The organism is Natrinema pallidum DSM 3751, from assembly GCF_000337615.1.
Classification (GTDB): domain Archaea; phylum Halobacteriota; class Halobacteria; order Halobacteriales; family Natrialbaceae; genus Natrinema; species Natrinema pallidum.
Window position 1 is genome coordinate 1 of record NZ_AOII01000032.1, and the last position, 18,851, is coordinate 18,851.

The following is an 18,851-nucleotide window of genomic DNA, read 5'->3' on the forward strand; positions in this document are numbered from 1 at the left end:
CGTCTCGGTCGGCGGCATCGACTCATCGACCGAAGCAACGTCTTGCAGGGTCGCGGTTGTGCTGGACACACTTTCCGCACCCTGCTGCTTCGTACGTGACGCTTTCTATGACACGCTCCGGACAGTAAATGTCGTAGTTGCCCGTTGTCGCATCATACAGCTGGTCCATCATGGTCTTCTGGCTGGCTGGAAGATTCTGCGTGCGGACGTAAGGCGGGTTCCCCACCACGTAATCGTACTCCATGTAGTTCTTGACGACGAGGGCCAACACGGTGTCCTCGAACATCTTGAACAGCCGTCCGTCGTTGTGTTCCTCCTTGAGGTACCGGACGTTCTCGAGCATATCGTTGACGTACGGCTCGAAGAAGTCCTCTACACCGTCATACTCCTGTGAAGTGTAGTGATTGATCCGTTCCTCGAGCCCACTTTGATACGTCCAATCGTATTCGTCACCGAACTCCTCGGCGAGGCGCATATGTGCCTTCACCGTGTCCAGGACGCCTTGCAGGGCCGCGAAATACTCGCCGAAATTGCTCACGCCTGTCTCTAACTGGATTGTGTCGAACAGTGGCATCCGCACGCGGCGAACGAGGAATCCGTCTTCCGTTTCGGCAACCTCTTCCTCGTCGACTTCGACCGGAAGCGGAACCGGAATCCGAACGTCCTGCTCGTCCTCGGTCATTGAATCGAAGGTCAACTGCCGAGTACTGTCGTCTCCGATGTCGACCCCAGTTAGCTCCCGTTCGTTGCGGAGCGTGTCGGTACGGTAGATCGGCAGCCGGCGAATGGTATAGGAAGGGTTCTGCTGCTTTGCCTTCTGATACGCCGGTAGAATGGCGACAACGAACCGAATTTGCGCCATTAGTACCGCGAACGGATGGATATCCAGACCAACGATTCGCGGGCGCGTACAGAGGTCCCGAAGGTGTTCTTCCCAGTTCGGGTCGTCCTCGTAGTTTTCAACGTCAGCGATGTATCGCTCGACGGCTTCCACGAGGAACGTCCCGGACCCACAGGACGGATCGATAAGCCGCTCGTTCGAGACACCACGATTGTAGTCCACGCCGTCCATGATGTAGTCGATAACCGGCTGCGGTGTGTAGAACTCGCCGAGGGCCTTGCGCGTCTCCGGATCGAAGTACCGTTGATAGAGGTCCCCGAGGAGGTCACCTTCCACGTGTTCGAAATCGAATCGAAGCACGTTGAAGAAGACCTCGGCAACGGCACGACTGAAGCGGTCCCGCGTAGCTTCGCTAATGCGCTCTACTTCACCCGTCCCCTCTGCGACGGCCTCGAATTGGTTCGGACCGGTTTCGTGTCCACGGGATAGTTGCTCGACGTATCCGTCAGTCCACCACACGAAAATATCGTCCTGGAACAACCCTTCGACCAACTGTTCTTGCATATCGTCGATGAGGTTGTCCGCTGCGACCGGGAACGCGTCAAGATTGATGCTGTCGCTGAAACCTTGGAGTCCACGGAAGTAGTCGTCCATTCCATCGTATCCCGTTCCCGCGAAGAAGTCATGATCCTCAGTGGCCTTGGCAAGCAAGAGCCGCGCAAGTAGCGCGTGACCGCTTTCGAGACAGAACATGAAATCCCGAAGCGACTGCGTACCGTCGATAAACGGCTCCCAAGAGTCGGGCGTTTCGTCCGGCTCACTGGCGTAAGTCGCTTCCCAGAAGTCGTATGCGCCTTTGACGAACTTCGCTTCCCGCTCGTCACGGAGTTCGTGAAGCAAGTCCATCATCCCGATGATGAGATCGGCGAAGGGACTGTCCTCCTCAAGTCGGAACGTATCGAAGAAGTGTTCCTGTCCAAGTGCCGCTTGCCCGTCCAACGGAACCGGTTCGAGTCGTTCCAGGAACTGATTCACATCCTCAGGATCAGTGAGATCGAACTCCCGTTTCTGGAGAGCGCTGACGAGATCACGCGCCTCACTCTCGGTGACTGACTCGAGTGAAACGACGAGCATCGGACGGTCGTCACCACGGCGGTAAAGTCGAAGCATCTCTCCGTTGGTGAGGACGCCGTATTCCGCCCGGAGATGGTCCATATAGTGGAACAGCTGGTCCTCATTTGGAGGCAGGTCTCGTCCGGTCGTCTTGAATTCGTAGACCGCAGTAACGGCTTCGTTAGTGTCAAGTGTGATATAGTCCGGTCGTCGACTATCCGGGAGCGTAAACTCGCTCCGGAGGTCAGTACCTGTCCCCTCGTAATCAAGCGCATCGTAGAACCCCTGTTCCAAAAACAGGTTTTCAACGTCCCGCTCGCTCATATCGTCGTTTGCGCTGTCGGCAATAGCCCGTAGAGAGTCGTGGACGGCGGCCGCATCTGGCATTATCGAACTCAATTCAGCCGGTCATCAAAAAAGTACGCAAAGTGTAATGTCCGCGCGTTACTGAATAGAAGCATTGCTTGCAGACCGGTACAAACACCACCGACGGTAGATATGAATTGCCCGGGACCGGATTCGAACCGGAGGAAGACGATCGCTCTCGCTTCGCTCGAGCGCTGCGACTTCCAGGGTTCGAATCGGTCGACGATTGCTGTCGCTCGCGAGTTTGCTCGCGACAGCAATGCGCGGGACCGGATTCGAACCGGCGGACCCCTACGGGACAGCGTCCTAAGCGCTGCGCCGTTGGCCTAGCTTGGCTACCCGCGCTCACATCCGGCTTTTCACGAATCGAGTAAGTACCTGTCGGTCCGCGCTAACCGCGCGCCGGCCGTCGGATCGTCCCGCCCGCCCCTCGAGCGGCGCTAGCAGTGTTTCACCGGCTCCTCCGGCGACCAGTCCGGGGGAACGATGAACGTCACGTGCTCGGCGTCCCGTAGCTGGTGGAGTTCCGCGGCCTGTTCGGCCAGCGACCGCTCCCGGTACGGCATCTCGAGTCCGCACCCGGTACAGACGAGTTTGCAGGTTGGGTCTTTCATGGACAGGTACGACCGCCCCGGCGACCGGCGTTCCGCCCTTGGGCCGAGGGCTGGTTTAGTAGTCGTCGCCTAGTGAAATCGGCCGAGAACGGCCGTCTGGCCGAGATATTCGTACCTGAACGTTGCCAGTCGTAGTACAGCGTTGGCGAGCCAGTCCGACGCGACCGCCGCCGAACGGCGCGACGGTGGTGACCGTAGGTTTATGCCGTCCGACCCGATATCCGGCAGTATGCACAGCGCCCGGGATCGCATCGAGTACGAACCGTGGCTCGAGGACCTCGAAACCGTCGCCGAGCGCCTGGAACTCTCGACGGAGGCGCGATCGTGTGCGGTCGACCTTTTTCTGACTGACGTACCGGCGTCCGATCGCTCGAAACGGGCGGTCCTGGCCGCTAGCCTCTATGCCGGGTCGCTCGTCGCCGGCGACGGCCGCACACAGGGCGCGGTCGCGGAGGCCGCGGACGTCTCCCGGCTCTCGATCCAGTCCCGCTGGAAGGAGTTACTCGAGGCGGCCGGGCTCGAGCCGCCGCGCTGGTAACGCCACCATACACCCGCTCGGTCGCCGCTCAGTGGCGGCCTGACTCGGGATAAGTATCCGATACGAGAACAGACGCCGCACCCTGACTCCAGTGGAACGCGCCGAGTTGGTGGGGCAGTCGCTGGGAACCGCGGTCGTCTCAGTCGTCGTCGATGACCGTTCCGTGTTCGTCGATTTCGCCCTTGACGATTCGCGTACTCGAGATGATGTCGCCGTCGTCGGCGAGGAGGTGTGGCACGACGACCACGTCGAGGGTATCGTGGCCGCGCTCGCGGCGGAGTTCGTTGATCCGTGCACCACCCTCGCGGGTCTCCGGCGAGACGACGAGATAGTCGTACTGCGGTTCCGTTGCGATCCCCGTCGGCGACTCGAGTGTCCGCACCTCGAACGCGCGGTCGTAGTCGGCCGCGATCGACTCGAGTTCGGTCTCGAGGTCCGCCTTCCGGTCGTCGAACGATCGGACTCGTCGGTCGACGTCTCGTGTCTTCGGCGCGAGTTCGTCGCTGGTCAACCCGACCGTCACGTCTCCGAGTTCGAACGCCCGTTCGAACAGCCGTCGATGGCCATCATGAACGGGGTCGAAGGTCCCACCAAGCGCGACGTCCATATCCCAGGTCAGTCCCGCGGTGCGTATAAAACGGTCGAATTATCATCTTTTCTCACGGAACGTCGCATCCCGTTATACGCGGGGGTTTTCGACACACGTCGAAACTACCCTTCGCATTGTTTTTAGTAGTCCCCTGCAGTGTCCCCGATATGGGACTAGACGAGGACGCACTGGAGTACCACCGGACCGATCCGCCCGGAAAGATCGAGATATCGACAACGAAACCGACGAACACGCAGCGGGACCTCTCGCTCGCGTACTCGCCCGGCGTCGCCGCGCCGTGTCTCGAGATCGACGAGGACGAAACCGATGCCTACAGCTACACGGCGAAGGGGAACCTCGTCGGCGTCGTCTCGAACGGCTCGGCCGTGCTCGGCCTCGGCGACATCGGCGCACAGGCCTCCAAACCAGTCATGGAGGGGAAAGGCGTCCTGTTCAAGCGCTTTGCCGACATCGACGTCTTCGACCTCGAACTCGACGACTCGGACCCCCACAAGCTCGTCGAGGCCATCAAAATGATGGAGCCGACGTTCGGCGGCATCAATCTCGAGGACATCAAAGCACCCGAGTGTTTCACCGTCGAGGAACGACTGCGCGAGGAGATCGACATCCCGGTCTTCCACGACGACCAACACGGCACCGCGATCATTTCGGGTGCCGCACTGCTCAACGCCGCCGACATCGCCGGCAAGAGCCTCGATGAACTCGAGGTCGTCTTCTCGGGGGCGGGGGCAAGCGCCATCGCGACGGCGCGGTTCTACGTCTCGCTTGGCGTCCGGAAGGAGAACATCACGATGTGTGATTCCACGGGGATCATCACCGCGGACCGCGCCGCGGCGGGCGAGGTCAACGAGTACAAACAGCAGTTCGCTCGCGACGTGCCCGAGGGTGGGCTCGCGGACGCGATGGAGGGAGCCGACGTCTTCGTCGGGCTCTCGATCGGCGGCATCGTCTCGCAGGAGATGGTCCAGTCGATGGCCGCCGATCCGATCGTCTTCGCGATGGCCAACCCCGATCCCGAGATCGGCTACGAGGAGGCCAAGGCGGCCCGCGACGACACCGTCATCATGGCCACCGGCCGCTCGGACTACCCGAATCAGGTCAACAACGTCCTCGGGTTCCCGTTCATCTTCCGCGGGGCACTCGACGTGCGCGCCACCGAGATCAACGAGGACATGAAGGTCGCCTGCGCCGAGGCGCTGGCCGAACTCGCCCGCCAAGACGTTCCCGACGCGGTCGTCAAGGCCTACGGCGACGAGCCGATTCAGTACGGCCCCGACTACATCATTCCCAAGCCCGTCGATCCACGGGTGCTCTTCCGCGTCGCGCCGGCGATCGCCCAGGCCGCGATGGAGTCCGGTGCCGCCCGCACCGAGATCGATCTCGAGGCCTACGAGGAGGAACTCGAGGCCCGCCTCGGCAAGTCCCGGGAGATGATGCGGGTCGTCCTCAACAAGGCCAAGAGCGACCCCAAGACGGTCGCGCTCGCGGAGGGAGAGAACGAGAAGATGATCCGCGCGGCCTACCAGATTCAGGAGCAGGGGATCGCCCTGCCGGTCCTGATCGGCGACGAGGACGAGATCAGGGGGACGGCCGCCAACCTCGGGCTGGACTTCGATCCGACGGTCGCCGATCCGTCCGTCGGCGACTACGAGGAGTACGCCGACCGGCTTCACGAACTCCGCGCCCGGAAGGGGATCACGCGCAGCGAAGCCGGCGAACTCATCGAGCGCGACTCGAACTACTTCGGGAGCGTGATGGTCGAACAGGGCGACGCCGACGCCTTACTGACCGGCCTCTCCCATCACTACCCCTCGGCGCTGCGACCGCCGCTGCAGGTCGTCGGCACCGACGAGGACGTCGACTACGCTGCCGGCGTCTACATGCTGACGTTCAAGAACCGCGTGATCTTCGTCGCCGACGCGACGGTCAACCAGGACCCCAACGAGGAGGTCCTCGCGGAGGTCACGAAACAGACCGGCAAACTGGCACGCCGGTTCAACATCGAACCCCGCGCGGCCCTGCTCTCGTACTCGAACTTCGGGAGCGTCGACAACGAGGGGACCCGCAAACCGCGCACGGCAGCGCAGATGTTGCAGGACGACCCCGACGTCGACTTCACGGTCGACGGCGAGATGCAGGCCGACACCGCCGTCGTCGAGGACATCCTCGAGGGCACGTACGGCTTCTCCGACCTCGAGGAGCCCGCGAACGTGCTGGTCTTCCCGAACCTCGAGTCGGGGAACATCGGCTACAAACTGCTCCAGCGGCTGGGCGGGGCCGACGCCATCGGCCCGATGCTGGTCGGCATGGACGAACCGGTCCACGTCCTTCAGCGGGGCGACGAGGTCAAGGACATCGTCAACCTGGCCGGCGTCGCGGTCGTCGACGCCCAGCAGGAGTAAACGCGTGAGCGAGCACGCCGCCCCTCGGGACGGTGACACCGACCGGGACACCGACGACGCGGAGGTCGATCGGGACCGCTCCGAAGCCGGCGGTGCTCGAGTATCGCGACGGACGCTTCTCGGGACCGCGGCGACTGCCGGGGCCGTCGGTCTCGCGGGCTGTACCGCCCGCCAGTACCGGTCACCGCCGGACTGCGGGGCCGTCGCGAGCGCCGCGGATGCCGCCGACGGCTACGTCCCGCTGCCGGCGGACGACGACCGCTCGATGTTCCGCCGCGGACTGCGCCGGTACGGCTACTATCCCGACGCGACCGTCCCCGAGACCGTCCGGAAAGCGTGGTCGATCCCGGTCAACCGCATCGGACACACCGCGGCCAAGTCGACGCCGCGGCCGACGCCCGACGGCGAGACGATTCTGGTCGCCGGCGACACCGGAACGATCCATGCCGTCGCGCCGACCGGCGAGCGCCGCTGGACCCTCGAGACCGGTGCCGGCCGGAGCCTCGGCTTCCACGGAACGCCGGCGATCGTCGGCGACACCGCCTACATCGGCGGCTACGACGGCGAACTCTACGCCGTGGACGTTCCGACCGGGGATATCGTCTGGCACACCCGGACTCGCGACTTCGGTGACGCGATCGCGATCGGCTCGAGCCCCGCGTACGTCGACGGCTCGCTCTATCTCCTGACCGAGCACAAGAACCCCGCCAGCGGCGCGCTCTGGGAGATCGACGCCGCCACCGGGAACCCGACCTGGAGCGATGACCGTCTCTGGGGGATGCCCCATCCCTCGCCCGCGATCGACTGTGAGACCGGCCGGCTCGTCACGGGCTCGAACGACGGCGTCGTCTACTGCTGGGAGTTCCCCTCGCTCGAGTTCGCCTGGTCGTTCCAGGCGGGCGGCGAGGGCGGTCCCGACGGCGAACCGATGGCCGGCGGCCGGTTCGATCTCGGCGCGCAGATCAAGGGGACGATCCCGGTCTACGACGGCGCGGCGTTCGCCGGCTCCTGGGACGGCCACTTCTACCGGCTCGACCTCGCCGACGGGAGCGAGGAGTGGTCGTTCGATACCGGCGAGGTCGTCATGTCGAATCCGGCGATCGATCCGAAGCAGGGGATCGTCTACGTCGGGAGCGACGACCATCACGTGTACGCGCTCGATACCGAGACGGGCGACGAACTGTGGTCGACGGACGTCGGCGGCCGGGTCATCGGCTCGATAACCGCCACCGCGGAGACGATTCTCGTCGGGTCCTACGATACGCACCTGTACGCCCTCGACAGGGAAACCGGCGACCGGCGCTGGCGCGTCGAAAACCGTGGCCACGTGACCAGCGGCGCGATCCCGCGGGGCAACAGGATCTACTACGCCGAGCGCGGCGACTTCTCGTACTACTACGACGATGACGAGGAGACGGTGCTCGAGGAGCCCGGCCACGCGTACTGTCTGGTTCCGGACGACTGAGTGCGGGCCACTGACACTCACCGCGAGCGACCGCAGGGAGCGAGCGGGCCGACGATCGATGTAGAGGGCCACGAAGCGGCCCGGAACGGAGGGAGGAGTGCTTTTGATCGAAATTTCACCGAGAGCGCGGCCAAGCCGCGCCCGCAGAGTGAAATTTCGTAGCAGTGCATTCAAGTATACGCCCGGATTTTTATCGGGTATGCAAGATCAGGGACGCTCTACGCGCAAGCGAACCGGTGGTCGACTGAAGAACGTGCGAAAGCGCCGCAAGAACGAACTCGGTCGCCTCCCGACGGAGACCGAGGTCGGCGAGCCGCGGTTCCGAACCGTCGACGTTCGGGGGAACGGATCGAAGACCCGCGCACTCGCGACGAACGTCGCAAGCGTCAACAAGGGCAGCGAAACGGTCTCCGCGGAGATCGAGGACGTCGTCGAGAACGACGCCAACCCGAACTACGTCCGCCGGAACATCATCACGAAGGGGGCCGTCATCGAAACCTCGGAAGGACAGGCCCGCGTCACGTCCCGTCCCGGCCAGACCGGGCAGGTCAACGCCGTTCTCGTCGAGTAACGACTTTTCGACCGCAGTTTCCTACTGCTCGGGTTCCGGCTCCCCGAGCGCGACGATATTGCCGTAGTCGTCGCCGTAGACGAGCACGCCGTCAGCCACTGCGACCGACCGCGAGATTTCGTAGTCGGCGTCGTACGTCCAGCGGGGTGACCCGTCCGCGATATCGAGCGCGTGAACGACCGCGTCCCACGTCCCGACGTAGAGGACCCCGTCCGCGACGGTCGGCGAGCCGCCGATACGACCGACATCCGCCTGCCAGCGGCGGGTACCAGTCGTCGAATCGAAGGCGCGACTCAGGCTGCTCGTGTGGAGACGGTGTCTCCAACGACGGCCGGCGTTCGGACGGTTCCGGTAGCCGTCGAGGTCCACCGTTCGTCCCCGCTCGCCGCCTCGAGCGCGTAGAGCGTCCCGTTGGTATCTCCCACGGACACCGTGCCGTCGACCACCGTCGGCGCGTTCGACCCGCCGCCGTTCTCGACCCGGACCGTCCAGCGCTCGGATCAATCGGCGATATCGGTCGCGTGGACGTAGTCGTCGTGACTCTGGATGTAGACCGCCCCGTCGGCGATCACGGGACCCGCTCGAACCGGTGCGGGGAGTTCGATCGTCCACGAGGGCTCGCCGCTGGCCGCGTCGAGCGCGGCCAGGGAACCAGCACCGTTGCCGACGACGACCGTCTCGTCGACGACGGCCGGTGGCGTCGAGATGCCACTGCCGGTGTCGACGGCCCACTCGAGGTTCCCGTCGGCAAGCGAGAGCGCGTAGAGGCTGCCGTCCCAACTGCCGGCGTTGCGACGCCGTCGGCGATTGCCGGCTCGGCACCGATCCGGTCCTCGGCTGTGTGTGAGCCACGGAGCGTCGCGGTATTGCGCGGACCGACGCCGGTGCCGGCCGTGCCCGTGTTCGCGGCATCGTACTGCGGCGTCGGCCAGTCGGTGATGGTCCCGTCAGCGTCGGACTGCCCGGTGTCGCTGCTGTCCGATTCGTCGCCGTCAGAGTCGCTTCCGGCAGCACGGTCGTCGGTGCCGGGCAGTGTCGTACAGCCAGCCGCTGCTGTCGTCACGCTTCCCGTAACGAGTCCGAGTACGGCTCCTCGTGCGGTCGATAGTCACAGCGGCCGTCTACAGCGGACGTACTTCAGGTTACCTGTGCGTTCGGCACCCCGTCACGGGCGCGGCGCGGCCTTCTGTAGCGCCGTTTCGGCGACGTTCCCGCCGTAGTCGGCGCTCCGGGACAGCGAGTCGACGATCAGCCCGAGGGACTGGGCCTGTGCCGGCTCGAGATCTCGAAGCATGTCGTCGATCTGGCGGGTGTGCTCGTCGATCTCGACGACGGCAGCGAGGGCGTCGTGGCCCAGTCGGTTGGCCTCGTCGGCGTCGTCGGCGAACAGCGCGTCCATCGACTGTTCGAAGGCGGTCGCGGCTTCGGCGTGGAGCCCGTGGATCGCGTCGGCCACGTCGGCGGGGAGGTCGTCGAGGTTGAGCGCGATGTCGCTCATCTTGACGGCGTGGTCGGCGATCCGTTCGAGTTGGCGGGCGCTCGAGTGATAATCGAAACAGTCCTCGCGGGAGACGCCGAGTTCCTCGACCGCGCGCGGCGAGCGCAGCGTCGCGCGGAAGATCCGCGAGACGACCAGCCAGAGGCGGTCGACGTCGTCGTCGCGCTCGATCACGTCGTGGGCGATGTCGTCGTCGTTCTCGATCAGCGCCGTCACCGCGTCCTCGAGCATCGACTGGGCGATCAGGCGCATGCGCGTGACGGCGTTGACGATCGACAGCTCCGAGGAGTCGNTCAGCGCCGTCACCGCGTCCTCGAGCATCGACTGGGCGATCAGGCGCATGCGCGTGACGGCGTTGACGATCGACAGCTCCGAGGAGTCGAGCAGGTCCTGAATGACCACGCTGTCGCTAGTCTCCTCGAGCACCTCGACGCCGACGAGTCGCTGGGTCGCGTCGCGGATCGCGCTGCGCTGCTCGGTCGTGATTCGGCCCGCCTCGAGCGAGATGACGTCGAAGCCACTGACGTACATCATCATCACGGCCCGCATCAACTCCTCGTCCTCGAGACCCGAGACGTCTAGCGTCCCTTCCTGGCGTCGCGTTTCGCGTTCGGGCGTCAAAAGGAGTTCGTCCCCTTCGGGGTAGAATTCGACCGTGGTGCCGCTGCTGACGTCGTTGTCGGTCGCCCAGGTCTTCGGCAACGAAACGGTGAACGTCGACCCACCTGTGACCTGAACCTTGCGCGTTTCCATACGCTCCGCTTCCGATTACAACAATATAAATCCACCCGTCTATAGAGAGGTTATTCTAGACCAGATCAACTAGTAGAGGCCATATCTATGGTTTTTTCTCCCTATACTGATTAGTATCCATACAACGATAATGGTTGTCATATATAGAAATATATAGCGGATGGTGCAGTCGGGCGACTGAACCGTCCGATCGAACCGAACGGAAACATCGGTGCGCGACCCACCGCGAGAGATCGCGTCGGCTATCGGACGTCGTCGAGGTCGACGATGGCCCGAGCGTCCGCCGAAAGCCACGTCGTCATCCGGTCCGAATCCGGACACTCCCGCGGCGTGATCGTCCACCGATCGGGCCGGTCCTCGTATCGGACGACGATCGACTCGAGGTCGGTCTCGTCGGTCGAGTACTGCGTAGCCGTAGCTAGCCGCTGCCGAGGCGACCGATCGCCGTAACCGCTGGTAGGTTCGGTCATACGTCTCGTGCGTACCCGAACCGAGCGACGACACGTACAAAGCGGCTGCTAATTGTGCTATTGTGCGCTCCATACGGGTATAGCGGCCGGCGTCGGTTTCGTCGCCGACCGACCGGCCTCGTCCGTCGAAAACGGGTCCGCATCCCTCGAGTGGCAGCAACGGAACGGACTGCAAGCCGCCGTCGAGTACTCGCGCAACTGCTGGCGGTCGACGGCCGAGAGTTCGTCGTAGTCGACGATGTGACTCCCCGCGTCGGCCAGCGCCGGGCGAATCCCCTCGCGATAACACACCGCCTGACGCTCGAACAGCGGCCGGGCCGTCCCGAGGGCCGCCGCCCACTGCTCGTCGGGCGTGTCCGTGTCGCTCCCGTCGAGGAGTGCCCGAACCGAAAACGCCGCGTCGTCGCTCGACATCCCCTCGAGCGGCGGATCGTCCGTCGGCGCTCATAGCGGCGTATAGTCGAACTGCGCCGGAGTGGCCGCCGATGTCGGGCTCCCGACGATCACTGACGAGCGTTCTCGTCGGGACCCCATCCGACGGCAAACAGGTACCTCTCTGTCGGAGCGTGTTCGTCCCACGAGGCGCGACCACCTGGGGTGACTCGAGCGGCCGGAGTCACGAGAGGGGAGCGTTCTTCACCGTCGCACCCGCAAGCGGTGGTATGCACGTCGTGGTCAACGCCGCCATGAGCGCCGACGGGAAACTCTCCTCGCGACGTCGGGAGCAACTCGCGATCAGCGGCGACGAGGACTTCGCGCGCGTCGATCGGCTCCGGGCGAAAAGCGACGCCATCGTCGTCGGCGTCGGGACGGTCCTCGCGGACGACCCGCATCTGACCGTCAAAGACGACGCGCTCCGGGAGCGTCGCCGCGACGACGGCCGACCGGCGTCTCCCGCACGGGTCGTCGTCGACTCGAGCGGGCGGACGCCGACGGACGCGGCGGTCCTCGACGACGCAGCCACGACCTACCTCTGTCTGAGCGAGGCCGCACCCGTCGACCGGCGGCTGGCACTCGCCGAGCACGCCGAGTTGCTCACCGCGGGTGACGACCGCGTCGACCTCCTTCGAGCGTTCGGGGCGCTGCAAGAACAGGGCCTCGAGCGGATCATGGTCGAGGGGGGCGGCGAACTCATCTTCTCGCTGTTCGAGGCCGGGCTAGTCGACGAACTCCGGACGTTCGTCGGACCGACACTTATCGGCGGTCGCGACGCGCCGACCCTCGCCGACGGCGAGGGGTTCGTCGCGGCGTTTCCGACGCTCGAGTTAGACGCCGTCGACCGACTCGACGGCGGCGTATTGCTGACCTGGAAGACCAACGACCGCTGAACTCGCGCAGCCGTCTCGGAGCCGTTCGATCGCTGGGGCTCGGGTACAGTACGATACTACTAGGTCGCCCGTTGGCAGCCCCTACTCGGACGGGATCGCCGGGCCCACCGGGTAGCGTCACCGTAGCCGCCGAAGGTGTTTTGACCGGTACTGTCGACGTTTGGCCGGGTGTCCGAAACATGACAAACCGGATCGGTGGAAACGAAGGCGACGGGAACACGTCGCGGCCGAGCGATCCGCCGGGAGTCAGGCGACGCGCGTTGCTGGCGAGCGCCGGCACGGCCGCCGGTGCGCTCGGCATCGGCACGCTCCCCGTCGCGGCGAGTGACGCATGGTCGACTCCCGACGTCCGCGGGGTCGGGTGTGCGCACCCGCAGTTCACGTGTGGGCGGCAGGTGACCGCGGCCGACGGCATGGTCTCGAGCGTCGATCCGATCGCCTCCGGCGTCGCCGCGGGCGTGCTGCGCGATGGTGGCACTGCCGTCGATGCCGCCGTGGCGTTGCAGTACGTCCTGACGGTCACCCAGCCCCACGGCTCGGGGATCGGCGGCGGCGGGTTCATGGTGATCTACGATGCCGACGCGGACGCGGTCGACGTCATCGACAGCCGCGAGCGCGCACCGCGGGGTGCAACCGCGGACATGTTCCTCGACGAGGACGGCGATCCGATCCCCTTCGCGGACCGAATCCGGTTGGGTGAGGCCGTGGGCGTTCCGGGGACCGTGATGGGACTGGAAACCGCACTGGATCGACACGGGACTCGACCCCGCCAGCGGCTGCTCACCCCCGCGATCGATCTCGCGTCCGACGGCTTCCCGATCGATGGGGTCTTCGCCGCACAGATCGCGGACAACTGGGAGAAGCTCAACGATGCGGCGACGGCGGTCTACTCGGACGCGAACGGACGGCCCCTCACGGAGGGCGACACGCACGTCAACCCCGATCTCGCCGAGACGCTCGAGGCGATCGAGCGAGACGGGCCAGCGGCCTTTTACGAGGGCGACATCGCGGCTGATCTCGCCGCGACGGTTCGGGACGCCGGCGGCAGCATGACTACCGACGACCTCGCGGCCTACGACGTCACGATCGACGACCCGGTTCGCGCCGAGTGGAACGGCGTCGAGATCGTCGGCCAACCGCTCCCGAGTTCGGGGCCGAGCACCGTGGCCTCGATCCTGAAACTGCTCGACTGCCTCGACATCGGACGGTATGACCGACGGTCGCCGGCGATGTATCACCTAGTCGGCGAGGCAACGAGCCTGGCCTGGGCCGATCGGAACGCATACATGGGCGATCCCGAGTTCGTGGACGTTCCGAGCGACGCCCTGCTCTCCGACGCGTATCTCGAGGAGCGTGCGGCACTCGTCCGCGCCGGAGAAACACTCGCGGACTACGAGGCGGGGGAGTGCGTCGCTCCCGGGGCCCCGTCCGGCGTCGAACCTGTCCGGGGGCCGTCACCCGATCCGAAGCGCGGCTCGACGACTCACTTCTCCGTCGTCGACGCCGACAGAAACGCCGTCTCGTACACCTCGACCATCGAGCAGCTCATGGGCTCGGGACTGATGGTCCCCGGCCGCGGCTTCATGCTCAACAACGAACTGACGGATTTCGACGCCGTCCCCGAGGGGCCGAACAAGGTCGCGCCGTGGAAGCGGCCGCTGAGCAGCATGAGCCCCATTCTCGTCCTGCGCGACGGCGTCCCCGAATTCACCGTGGGCTCGCCGGGCGGCTGGACGATCATCACTTCGGTCGCACAGACGCTCCTCCACCGCTACGTCTACGGGCTCGAGCCGCTCGCGGCGCTCTCCGAACCGACCGTGTTCACCACGGAGTGTCCGCCGATTATGTGGGAAGACGGCGTCCCGGCGCGCGCTCGCGAGGCGACGAGCCGGTTCGGACAGGTCTGGAGCGACACGTCCAGCGGTGACATCGGTAACGTCCAGGTCATCGAAATCGGGGACGACGAACTGCGCGGCGCGGCCGATCCGACGCGCGACGGGCGGGCCGTCGGAGTCGACCGCGGTCGGCCCCAGTGACACGGGCGGCGCGGTTGAGAGGGCGCAGGGCGCGGACGGCGGAGCCAGCGGGATTCCCGTCACATCTTTCCTCGGTCGCGCCGTAAGACGGGGTATGGAACGTGCCACGTTCGGCGGCGGTTGTTTCTGGTGTACGGAAGCGGCGATGAAGGAACTCGAGGGCGTGGAGTCGGTCACGTCCGGCTACGCGGGTGGACACATCGAGGAGCCGACCTATCGCGAGGTCTGTTCGGGCGAGACCGGCCACGCGGAGGTCGTCCAGGTCGAGTACGACCCCGCGGAGATCGGCTACGACGACCTGCTCGAGGTGTTCTTCGCCACCCACGATCCGACCCAGCTCAATCGGCAAGGGCCGGACGTGGGCACTCAATACCGCTCGATCGTCCTGTATCACGACGCGGCCCAGCAAACCCAGGCCGAGGCCTACATCGAGGCGCTCGACGAGGAGTACGACGACGACGACGTCGTGACCGAACTCGAGCCACTCGAGACCTTCTACCGCGCCGAGGAGAAGCATCAAGACTACTTCGAGAAGAACCCGAACGACGCCTACTGTACGATGCATGCGGCCCCGAAAGTCGAGAAGGTCCGCGAACGGTTCGCCGACAAGGTGGCCGCGAAACGGTAATCTCGGTTCTATCGGGCTGCGGTCTCCCGGCCGGTCGTTTCGTGTCCGAGCGGACGAATCGGGGACGAGGTGTTGCTCGATTGGTGAGTCGTTGACGGATCGCTCGAGGGGTTTCTCGCCAGCAGCAGCCCGTCCCCATTTTATATGTGCTGGTCTCGGCACAGTCTACCGTGGGCATGTCGCGTACGAAATACTCGATACGGAGTGTTCGCAACGGCCTCCGAGAGCCACGGCTCGTCTGGACGGAGCTCTGCAAGTACTTCTGGTCGGCCCACCGGGAACTCTTCGAACGCCGACACGGAAGCGGTATCGACGTCATGGCCGAAGACTGGGACACGCTCCTCGTTCTCGACGCCTGCCGATACGATTTCTTCGCCGAACTGAACTGGATCGACGGCTCCCTCGAGTCCCGGCTGTCCGCCGGCTCCAGCAGCCCGGGGTGGATCGACGCGAATTTCACGGGGAGAACGCACCACGACACCGTCTACGTCAGCGGCAACGCCTTCACGGCCGATATCGGCGACGACGTGTTTCACGCGATCTATCCGGTGTCGCCGGAGCCGGTCGCGGAGTCGGCGGCCGTCGACGCGGCCGACGTCTTCGACGCCCGTCTCCTGGCGGACAGTTACGTGATCGACCCGGAAACCGTCGTCGAGACGGCGCTCGAGGCCCACGAGCGACATCCCACCAAGCGGCTGATCGTCCACTTCCTACAACCGCACGTTCCGCTCATCGGCGAGACCGGACTCGAGATTTACCAGCGGATCGCGTCCCGGCGGGACCTCTCGTCGGTGTCCCGCGGCGGGCGCGGGGACCGCTTCGGCGCGCTGAACGTGCAGCTCTACGAGATCGTCGAGGACGACGCGTTCGACATCGGCGTCGACGATCTGCGGCGTGCGTACGCGGAAACCCTGGAGATCGTCCTCCCCTACGCCGACCGATTGATCCGTGAGTTGGACGGGAAAGCCGTCATCACCGCGGATCACGGCGAACTCCTCGGCGAACGGCTGCTGCCCTTGACGGGCCGCAAGTACGGGCACTTCGAGTATCTGGCGGCCGAGTCGCTGCGACGCGTTCCCTGGCACGTCGTCGACGGGGACGATCGGAGACGGATCGTCGAGGAAGCGCCGGTCGAGTCCGTTCGCATGGACGAGGACGAGGTAACGGAGAAGCTCCGGGTACTCGGCTATCGGTAAGATCACGCGTCGAGCCGGCTTCCGGCTGCTTCGGGTGCGGTCGGTTTCGTGTGAAAGGCGCGACTTGAATAGTCGGCTCGGAGTCGATCGAACCGACGTATGTCCATTGGTAAACTCGGCCCCCAGGCTGTCGTCACGACGAGTCCGGACAGTCGACTCGAGGAGATCACGGCGACGCTCGAGTCCGAAAACGTCGGATCGATCGTCGTCACCGAAGACGACGAACCGGTCGGGATGATCACCGACCGCGACGCGGCGCTCGCGATCCACGACCACGACGACGTCGGGTCGGTCTCGGTCGCGGACGTGATGACCGAACGGCCGGTAACGGTCCACGAGGACGACGATCCGGTCGCAGTTTCGAAGGCGATCCGCGACAATAACGTCCGTCGGTTCCCGATCGTCGACGACGACGGCGAGTTAGCGGGCATCGCCACGCTGGACGATCTGGTCGCGACGATCGGCGAGGAACTCGAGAACGTCGCCGCGACGATCGAAGCCCAGTCGCCGGAGTACAGCCCGTAACGCACGGCGCAGTCCCACGACCCGATCCCGACACGGCCGCGATCCCGACCCGTGGCTCCCGTTTTCGGCGACGCGACGCCGCCCACCGACCGCCACGGTGAAAGGTACGTCCGTCTGGGAGCCATTGCTCGAGTATGGATAGCCGAACGGATGCCCTCGTGATTGGGGGTGGTGCCACCGGGACGGGAATCGCCAGGGACCTCGCACGGCGCGGTGTCGATGTGACGCTGGTCGAGCGGGACGGGCTCTCGTCGGGGACCTCGGGCCGGTCACACGGCTTGCTTCACAGCGGGGCGCGCTACGCCGAGGCCGACGGCCCGGAAGCCAGAGCGTGTCTCGAGGAAAACCGCATCCTGCGCCGCATCGGCGGCGCGTGCGTTCGGGAGACCCGCGGGCTGTTCGTCCAACTCGCGGACGACGATCCGGCGTACTTCGAGGCGAAGCGCGATGCCTGCGAGGACGTGGGAATCGAGACCGAGGTCGTCGGCGGGGACGCGGCTCGCGGGGCGGTTCCGGACCTCGCCGCTGACGTCGATCGAGCGATGTGGGTACCCGACGGCGTCGTTCTCCCCTCGCGGCTGAGCGCCGCCAACGCGGCCGACGCCCGCGAGCACGGCGCGCGAATCCGTACGCACGCGCCGGTCACGGACGTGACCGTCGAGGACGGACGGGTGACGAGCGTCGCCCTCGGCGGCGACGCCGACGAAACGGTGCGGCCGACCTACGTCGTGAACGCGACCGGCCCTCACGCCGGCCGGATCGCGGACATGCTGGGGGCGACCGTCGCGATGCGTCCGACACGCGGCGTCATGGTCTCGGTCGACTACGACGGCCTCGAGCCGGTGCTCAACCGGTGTCGCGAGCCCGCCGACGGTGACATAATCGTGCCCCACGACGGCGAGGTCGTCCTCGGCACGACGAGCGTGTCGGTTGACGATCCCGACGGCTACGAGCAAGCCGAGTGGGAGATCGTGGAGACGGTTCGGGAGTGTGCGGCGATGCTGCCGCCGGTCGCTACCGCGCCCCGTGTTCGGACGTGGTGGGGCGTCCGCCCGCTGTACGAACCCGAGGAGGCCGCTCGCGGCGGCCGCGGGATTTCGCGGGGCTTTCACCTGCTCGATCACACCGACGACGGCGTCACGAACTGTTGTAGCATCGTCGGCGGAAAGCTGACGACGTTCCGCCGAATGGCCGAGGCGACCGCTGATCTCGTCTGCGACCGGCTCGGGGTGACCGCCGACTGTTCCACCGCTGAAGAGCGACTGCCGGGGGCGTCGGAACCGGCACGACTCGATGCGTTCGTTCGGGAGTTCGACGGACAGGGACCGACGGACGCCGATCTCATCGGGACCGAGAACGGTCACTGACTGTCATCCCCCGATCGCGTGACGGGTGTGCGACCAGCGTCGAAACCGTTGTCGCGGCCGCGGTCGGCGGCCGCGACTCGAGCCGATCGAGGGACCGCCCTCAGAGCTCCCGCTGGAGCTCCGACCAGATGCCAAACGCCGTGGAGCGCTCGATGTCGATACACAGCTCGTTGTCGTCGTCGAGGCCGATCGAAATCGCCTCGAGATTGGCGACGTACCGGGATTTCCGGTGGCGGCCCTCGCGGACCCCGACGGCCTCCTCGGCGAGTCCCGCCTCGGTCAGGCAGTCGAGTTTGCGGTAGGTCGTCGAGAGCGGCCGGTCCGTCGCCTCGGCGATGGCGTCGACCGTCATCGGTTCCTCGAGTACTGCGATGATCTCCCGACACGCCTCGTCGTCGAGCGCGGCGATGATGCACTCGACGCCGGGAGCGTCGCCGGACGAGGAGCACTCGAGGGACATGGGATGCCGTCAGGTTAGGAGCGAGGCCTAAAGACACGTTTGGTTAGGGGTGTTACCGAGCGGGAGCGAG

At 65.5% G+C, this 18,851-nt stretch carries 19 protein-coding genes, 1 tRNA gene and 1 pseudogene; 10 read left to right on the forward strand and 11 right to left on the reverse strand.

Annotated features, from left to right (window positions below):
* Window positions 1-118: 118 nt before the first annotated feature.
* The 3 genes and pseudogenes from C487_RS03915 to C487_RS20910 form a co-directional block, all read right to left on the reverse strand.
* A pseudogene (locus tag C487_RS03915) lies at window positions 119-2,341 on the reverse strand (Eco57I restriction-modification methylase domain-containing protein); the annotation flags it as partial.
* A 239-nt stretch (window positions 2,342-2,580) separates the two neighbouring features.
* Window positions 2,581-2,665 (reverse strand) — tRNA-Leu (locus C487_RS03920).
* A gap of 95 nt (window positions 2,666-2,760) precedes the next feature.
* Window positions 2,761-2,934, reverse strand: coding sequence for a hypothetical protein (locus tag C487_RS20910; RefSeq protein ID WP_006184379.1), 174 nt, complete (start codon window positions 2,932-2,934; stop codon window positions 2,761-2,763).
* Window positions 2,935-3,163: 229 nt separating this feature from the next.
* Here C487_RS20910 and C487_RS03925 point away from each other — a divergent pair, with 229 nt between their 5' ends.
* Window positions 3,164-3,472, forward strand: coding sequence for a transcription initiation factor IIB family protein (locus C487_RS03925; protein ID WP_006184380.1), 309 nt, complete (start codon window positions 3,164-3,166; stop codon window positions 3,470-3,472).
* Window positions 3,473-3,611: 139 nt separating this feature from the next.
* Here the strand turns inward: C487_RS03925 and C487_RS03930 are convergent, their stop codons facing one another.
* Complete coding sequence (locus tag C487_RS03930; RefSeq protein WP_006184381.1) at window positions 3,612-4,079, reverse strand: phosphopantetheine adenylyltransferase; 468 nt, start codon at window positions 4,077-4,079, stop codon at window positions 3,612-3,614.
* A 149-nt stretch (window positions 4,080-4,228) separates the two neighbouring features.
* Here C487_RS03930 and C487_RS03935 point away from each other — a divergent pair, with 149 nt between their 5' ends.
* The 3 genes from C487_RS03935 (at window position 4,229) to C487_RS03945 (ending at window position 8,520) form a co-directional block, all read left to right on the forward strand.
* Window positions 4,229-6,484 carry an NADP-dependent malic enzyme gene (locus C487_RS03935; RefSeq protein WP_006184382.1) on the forward strand — a complete coding sequence of 752 codons (2,256 nt, stop codon included), beginning with the start codon at window positions 4,229-4,231 and terminating at the stop codon, window positions 6,482-6,484.
* A gap of 4 nt (window positions 6,485-6,488) precedes the next feature.
* Complete coding sequence (locus C487_RS03940) at window positions 6,489-7,949, forward strand: outer membrane protein assembly factor BamB family protein (RefSeq protein ID WP_006184383.1); 1,461 nt, start codon at window positions 6,489-6,491, stop codon at window positions 7,947-7,949.
* A gap of 199 nt (window positions 7,950-8,148) precedes the next feature.
* Window positions 8,149-8,520: a 30S ribosomal protein S8e gene (locus C487_RS03945; protein WP_006184384.1), complete on the forward strand. Its 372-nt coding sequence runs from the start codon at window positions 8,149-8,151 to the stop codon at window positions 8,518-8,520.
* 21 nt (window positions 8,521-8,541) lie between these two features.
* On the opposite strand, the gene C487_RS03950 is transcribed toward C487_RS03945, so the two are convergent.
* The 6 genes from C487_RS03950 to C487_RS20765 form a co-directional block, all read right to left on the reverse strand.
* Window positions 8,542-8,817 carry an outer membrane protein assembly factor BamB family protein gene (locus C487_RS03950; protein ID WP_449406427.1) on the reverse strand — a complete coding sequence of 92 codons (276 nt, stop codon included), beginning with the start codon at window positions 8,815-8,817 and terminating at the stop codon, window positions 8,542-8,544.
* Window positions 8,814-8,966, reverse strand: a complete 153-nt coding sequence (locus C487_RS21970) for an outer membrane protein assembly factor BamB family protein (protein ID WP_006184386.1) — start codon at window positions 8,964-8,966, stop codon at window positions 8,814-8,816. Before C487_RS21970 ends, C487_RS03950 begins: the two co-directional genes overlap by 4 nt.
* 54 nt (window positions 8,967-9,020) lie before the next feature.
* Window positions 9,021-9,452: an outer membrane protein assembly factor BamB family protein gene (locus tag C487_RS22175; RefSeq protein WP_083864491.1), complete on the reverse strand. Its 432-nt coding sequence runs from the start codon at window positions 9,450-9,452 to the stop codon at window positions 9,021-9,023.
* A gap of 233 nt (window positions 9,453-9,685) precedes the next feature.
* On the reverse strand, window positions 9,686-10,771 hold the full coding sequence (locus tag C487_RS03960; RefSeq protein ID WP_006184388.1) for a phosphate signaling complex PhoU family protein: 1,086 nt from the start codon (window positions 10,769-10,771) through the stop codon (window positions 9,686-9,688).
* A gap of 242 nt (window positions 10,772-11,013) precedes the next feature.
* A complete protein-coding gene (locus tag C487_RS03965; RefSeq protein WP_006184389.1) occupies window positions 11,014-11,241 on the reverse strand; it encodes a DUF7511 domain-containing protein in 228 nt (75 codons plus the stop codon).
* Between the two features lie 57 nt (window positions 11,242-11,298).
* Window positions 11,299-11,655, reverse strand: coding sequence for a hypothetical protein (locus tag C487_RS20765; protein ID WP_006184390.1), 357 nt, complete (start codon window positions 11,653-11,655; stop codon window positions 11,299-11,301).
* Between the two features lie 248 nt (window positions 11,656-11,903).
* Between C487_RS20765 and C487_RS03975 the strand changes: the two genes are divergently transcribed.
* From C487_RS03975 to C487_RS04000, 6 genes are all read left to right on the forward strand, one after another.
* On the forward strand, window positions 11,904-12,569 hold the full coding sequence (locus C487_RS03975; protein WP_006184391.1) for a 2,5-diamino-6-(ribosylamino)-4(3H)-pyrimidinone 5'-phosphate reductase: 666 nt from the start codon (window positions 11,904-11,906) through the stop codon (window positions 12,567-12,569).
* 179 nt (window positions 12,570-12,748) lie between these two features.
* Window positions 12,749-14,605 carry a gamma-glutamyltransferase gene (gene ggt, locus C487_RS03980; protein ID WP_006184392.1) on the forward strand — a complete coding sequence of 619 codons (1,857 nt, stop codon included), beginning with the start codon at window positions 12,749-12,751 and terminating at the stop codon, window positions 14,603-14,605.
* A gap of 94 nt (window positions 14,606-14,699) precedes the next feature.
* Window positions 14,700-15,233, forward strand: a complete 534-nt coding sequence (gene msrA, locus C487_RS03985; RefSeq protein ID WP_006184393.1) for a peptide-methionine (S)-S-oxide reductase MsrA — start codon at window positions 14,700-14,702, stop codon at window positions 15,231-15,233.
* A gap of 176 nt (window positions 15,234-15,409) precedes the next feature.
* Window positions 15,410-16,429 carry an alkaline phosphatase family protein gene (locus tag C487_RS03990; protein ID WP_006184394.1) on the forward strand — a complete coding sequence of 340 codons (1,020 nt, stop codon included), beginning with the start codon at window positions 15,410-15,412 and terminating at the stop codon, window positions 16,427-16,429.
* A 99-nt stretch (window positions 16,430-16,528) separates the two neighbouring features.
* Window positions 16,529-16,954, forward strand: a complete 426-nt coding sequence (locus tag C487_RS03995; RefSeq protein WP_006184395.1) for a CBS domain-containing protein — start codon at window positions 16,529-16,531, stop codon at window positions 16,952-16,954.
* Between the two features lie 134 nt (window positions 16,955-17,088).
* On the forward strand, window positions 17,089-18,321 hold the full coding sequence (locus C487_RS04000; RefSeq protein WP_006184396.1) for an FAD-dependent oxidoreductase: 1,233 nt from the start codon (window positions 17,089-17,091) through the stop codon (window positions 18,319-18,321).
* 100 nt (window positions 18,322-18,421) lie between these two features.
* Here the strand turns inward: C487_RS04000 and C487_RS04005 are convergent, their stop codons facing one another.
* Window positions 18,422-18,781 carry a winged helix-turn-helix domain-containing protein gene (locus C487_RS04005; protein WP_006184397.1) on the reverse strand — a complete coding sequence of 120 codons (360 nt, stop codon included), beginning with the start codon at window positions 18,779-18,781 and terminating at the stop codon, window positions 18,422-18,424.
* Between the last annotated feature and the right edge of the window lie 70 nt (window positions 18,782-18,851).

Bases quoted from the DNA above. Each gene is read 5' to 3' on its own strand.
- C487_RS20910 (WP_006184379.1), bottom strand. From the start codon at position 2,934: ATGAAAGACCCAACCTGCAAACTCGTCTGTACCGGGTGCGGACTCGAG.
- C487_RS03925 (WP_006184380.1), top strand. From the start codon at position 3,164: ATGCACAGCGCCCGGGATCGCATCGAGTACGAACCGTGGCTCGAGGAC.
- C487_RS03930 (WP_006184381.1), bottom strand. From the start codon at position 4,079: ATGGACGTCGCGCTTGGTGGGACCTTCGACCCCGTTCATGATGGCCAT.
- C487_RS03935 (WP_006184382.1), top strand. From the start codon at position 4,229: ATGGGACTAGACGAGGACGCACTGGAGTACCACCGGACCGATCCGCCC.
- C487_RS03945 (WP_006184384.1), top strand. From the start codon at position 8,149: ATGCAAGATCAGGGACGCTCTACGCGCAAGCGAACCGGTGGTCGACTG.
- C487_RS03965 (WP_006184389.1), bottom strand. From the start codon at position 11,241: ATGACCGAACCTACCAGCGGTTACGGCGATCGGTCGCCTCGGCAGCGG.
- C487_RS20765 (WP_006184390.1), bottom strand. From the start codon at position 11,655: ATGTCGAGCGACGACGCGGCGTTTTCGGTTCGGGCACTCCTCGACGGG.
- C487_RS03975 (WP_006184391.1), top strand. From the start codon at position 11,904: ATGCACGTCGTGGTCAACGCCGCCATGAGCGCCGACGGGAAACTCTCC.
- ggt (WP_006184392.1), top strand. From the start codon at position 12,749: ATGACAAACCGGATCGGTGGAAACGAAGGCGACGGGAACACGTCGCGG.
- msrA (WP_006184393.1), top strand. From the start codon at position 14,700: ATGGAACGTGCCACGTTCGGCGGCGGTTGTTTCTGGTGTACGGAAGCG.
- C487_RS03990 (WP_006184394.1), top strand. From the start codon at position 15,410: ATGTCGCGTACGAAATACTCGATACGGAGTGTTCGCAACGGCCTCCGA.
- C487_RS03995 (WP_006184395.1), top strand. From the start codon at position 16,529: ATGTCCATTGGTAAACTCGGCCCCCAGGCTGTCGTCACGACGAGTCCG.
- C487_RS04000 (WP_006184396.1), top strand. From the start codon at position 17,089: ATGGATAGCCGAACGGATGCCCTCGTGATTGGGGGTGGTGCCACCGGG.
- C487_RS04005 (WP_006184397.1), bottom strand. From the start codon at position 18,781: ATGTCCCTCGAGTGCTCCTCGTCCGGCGACGCTCCCGGCGTCGAGTGC.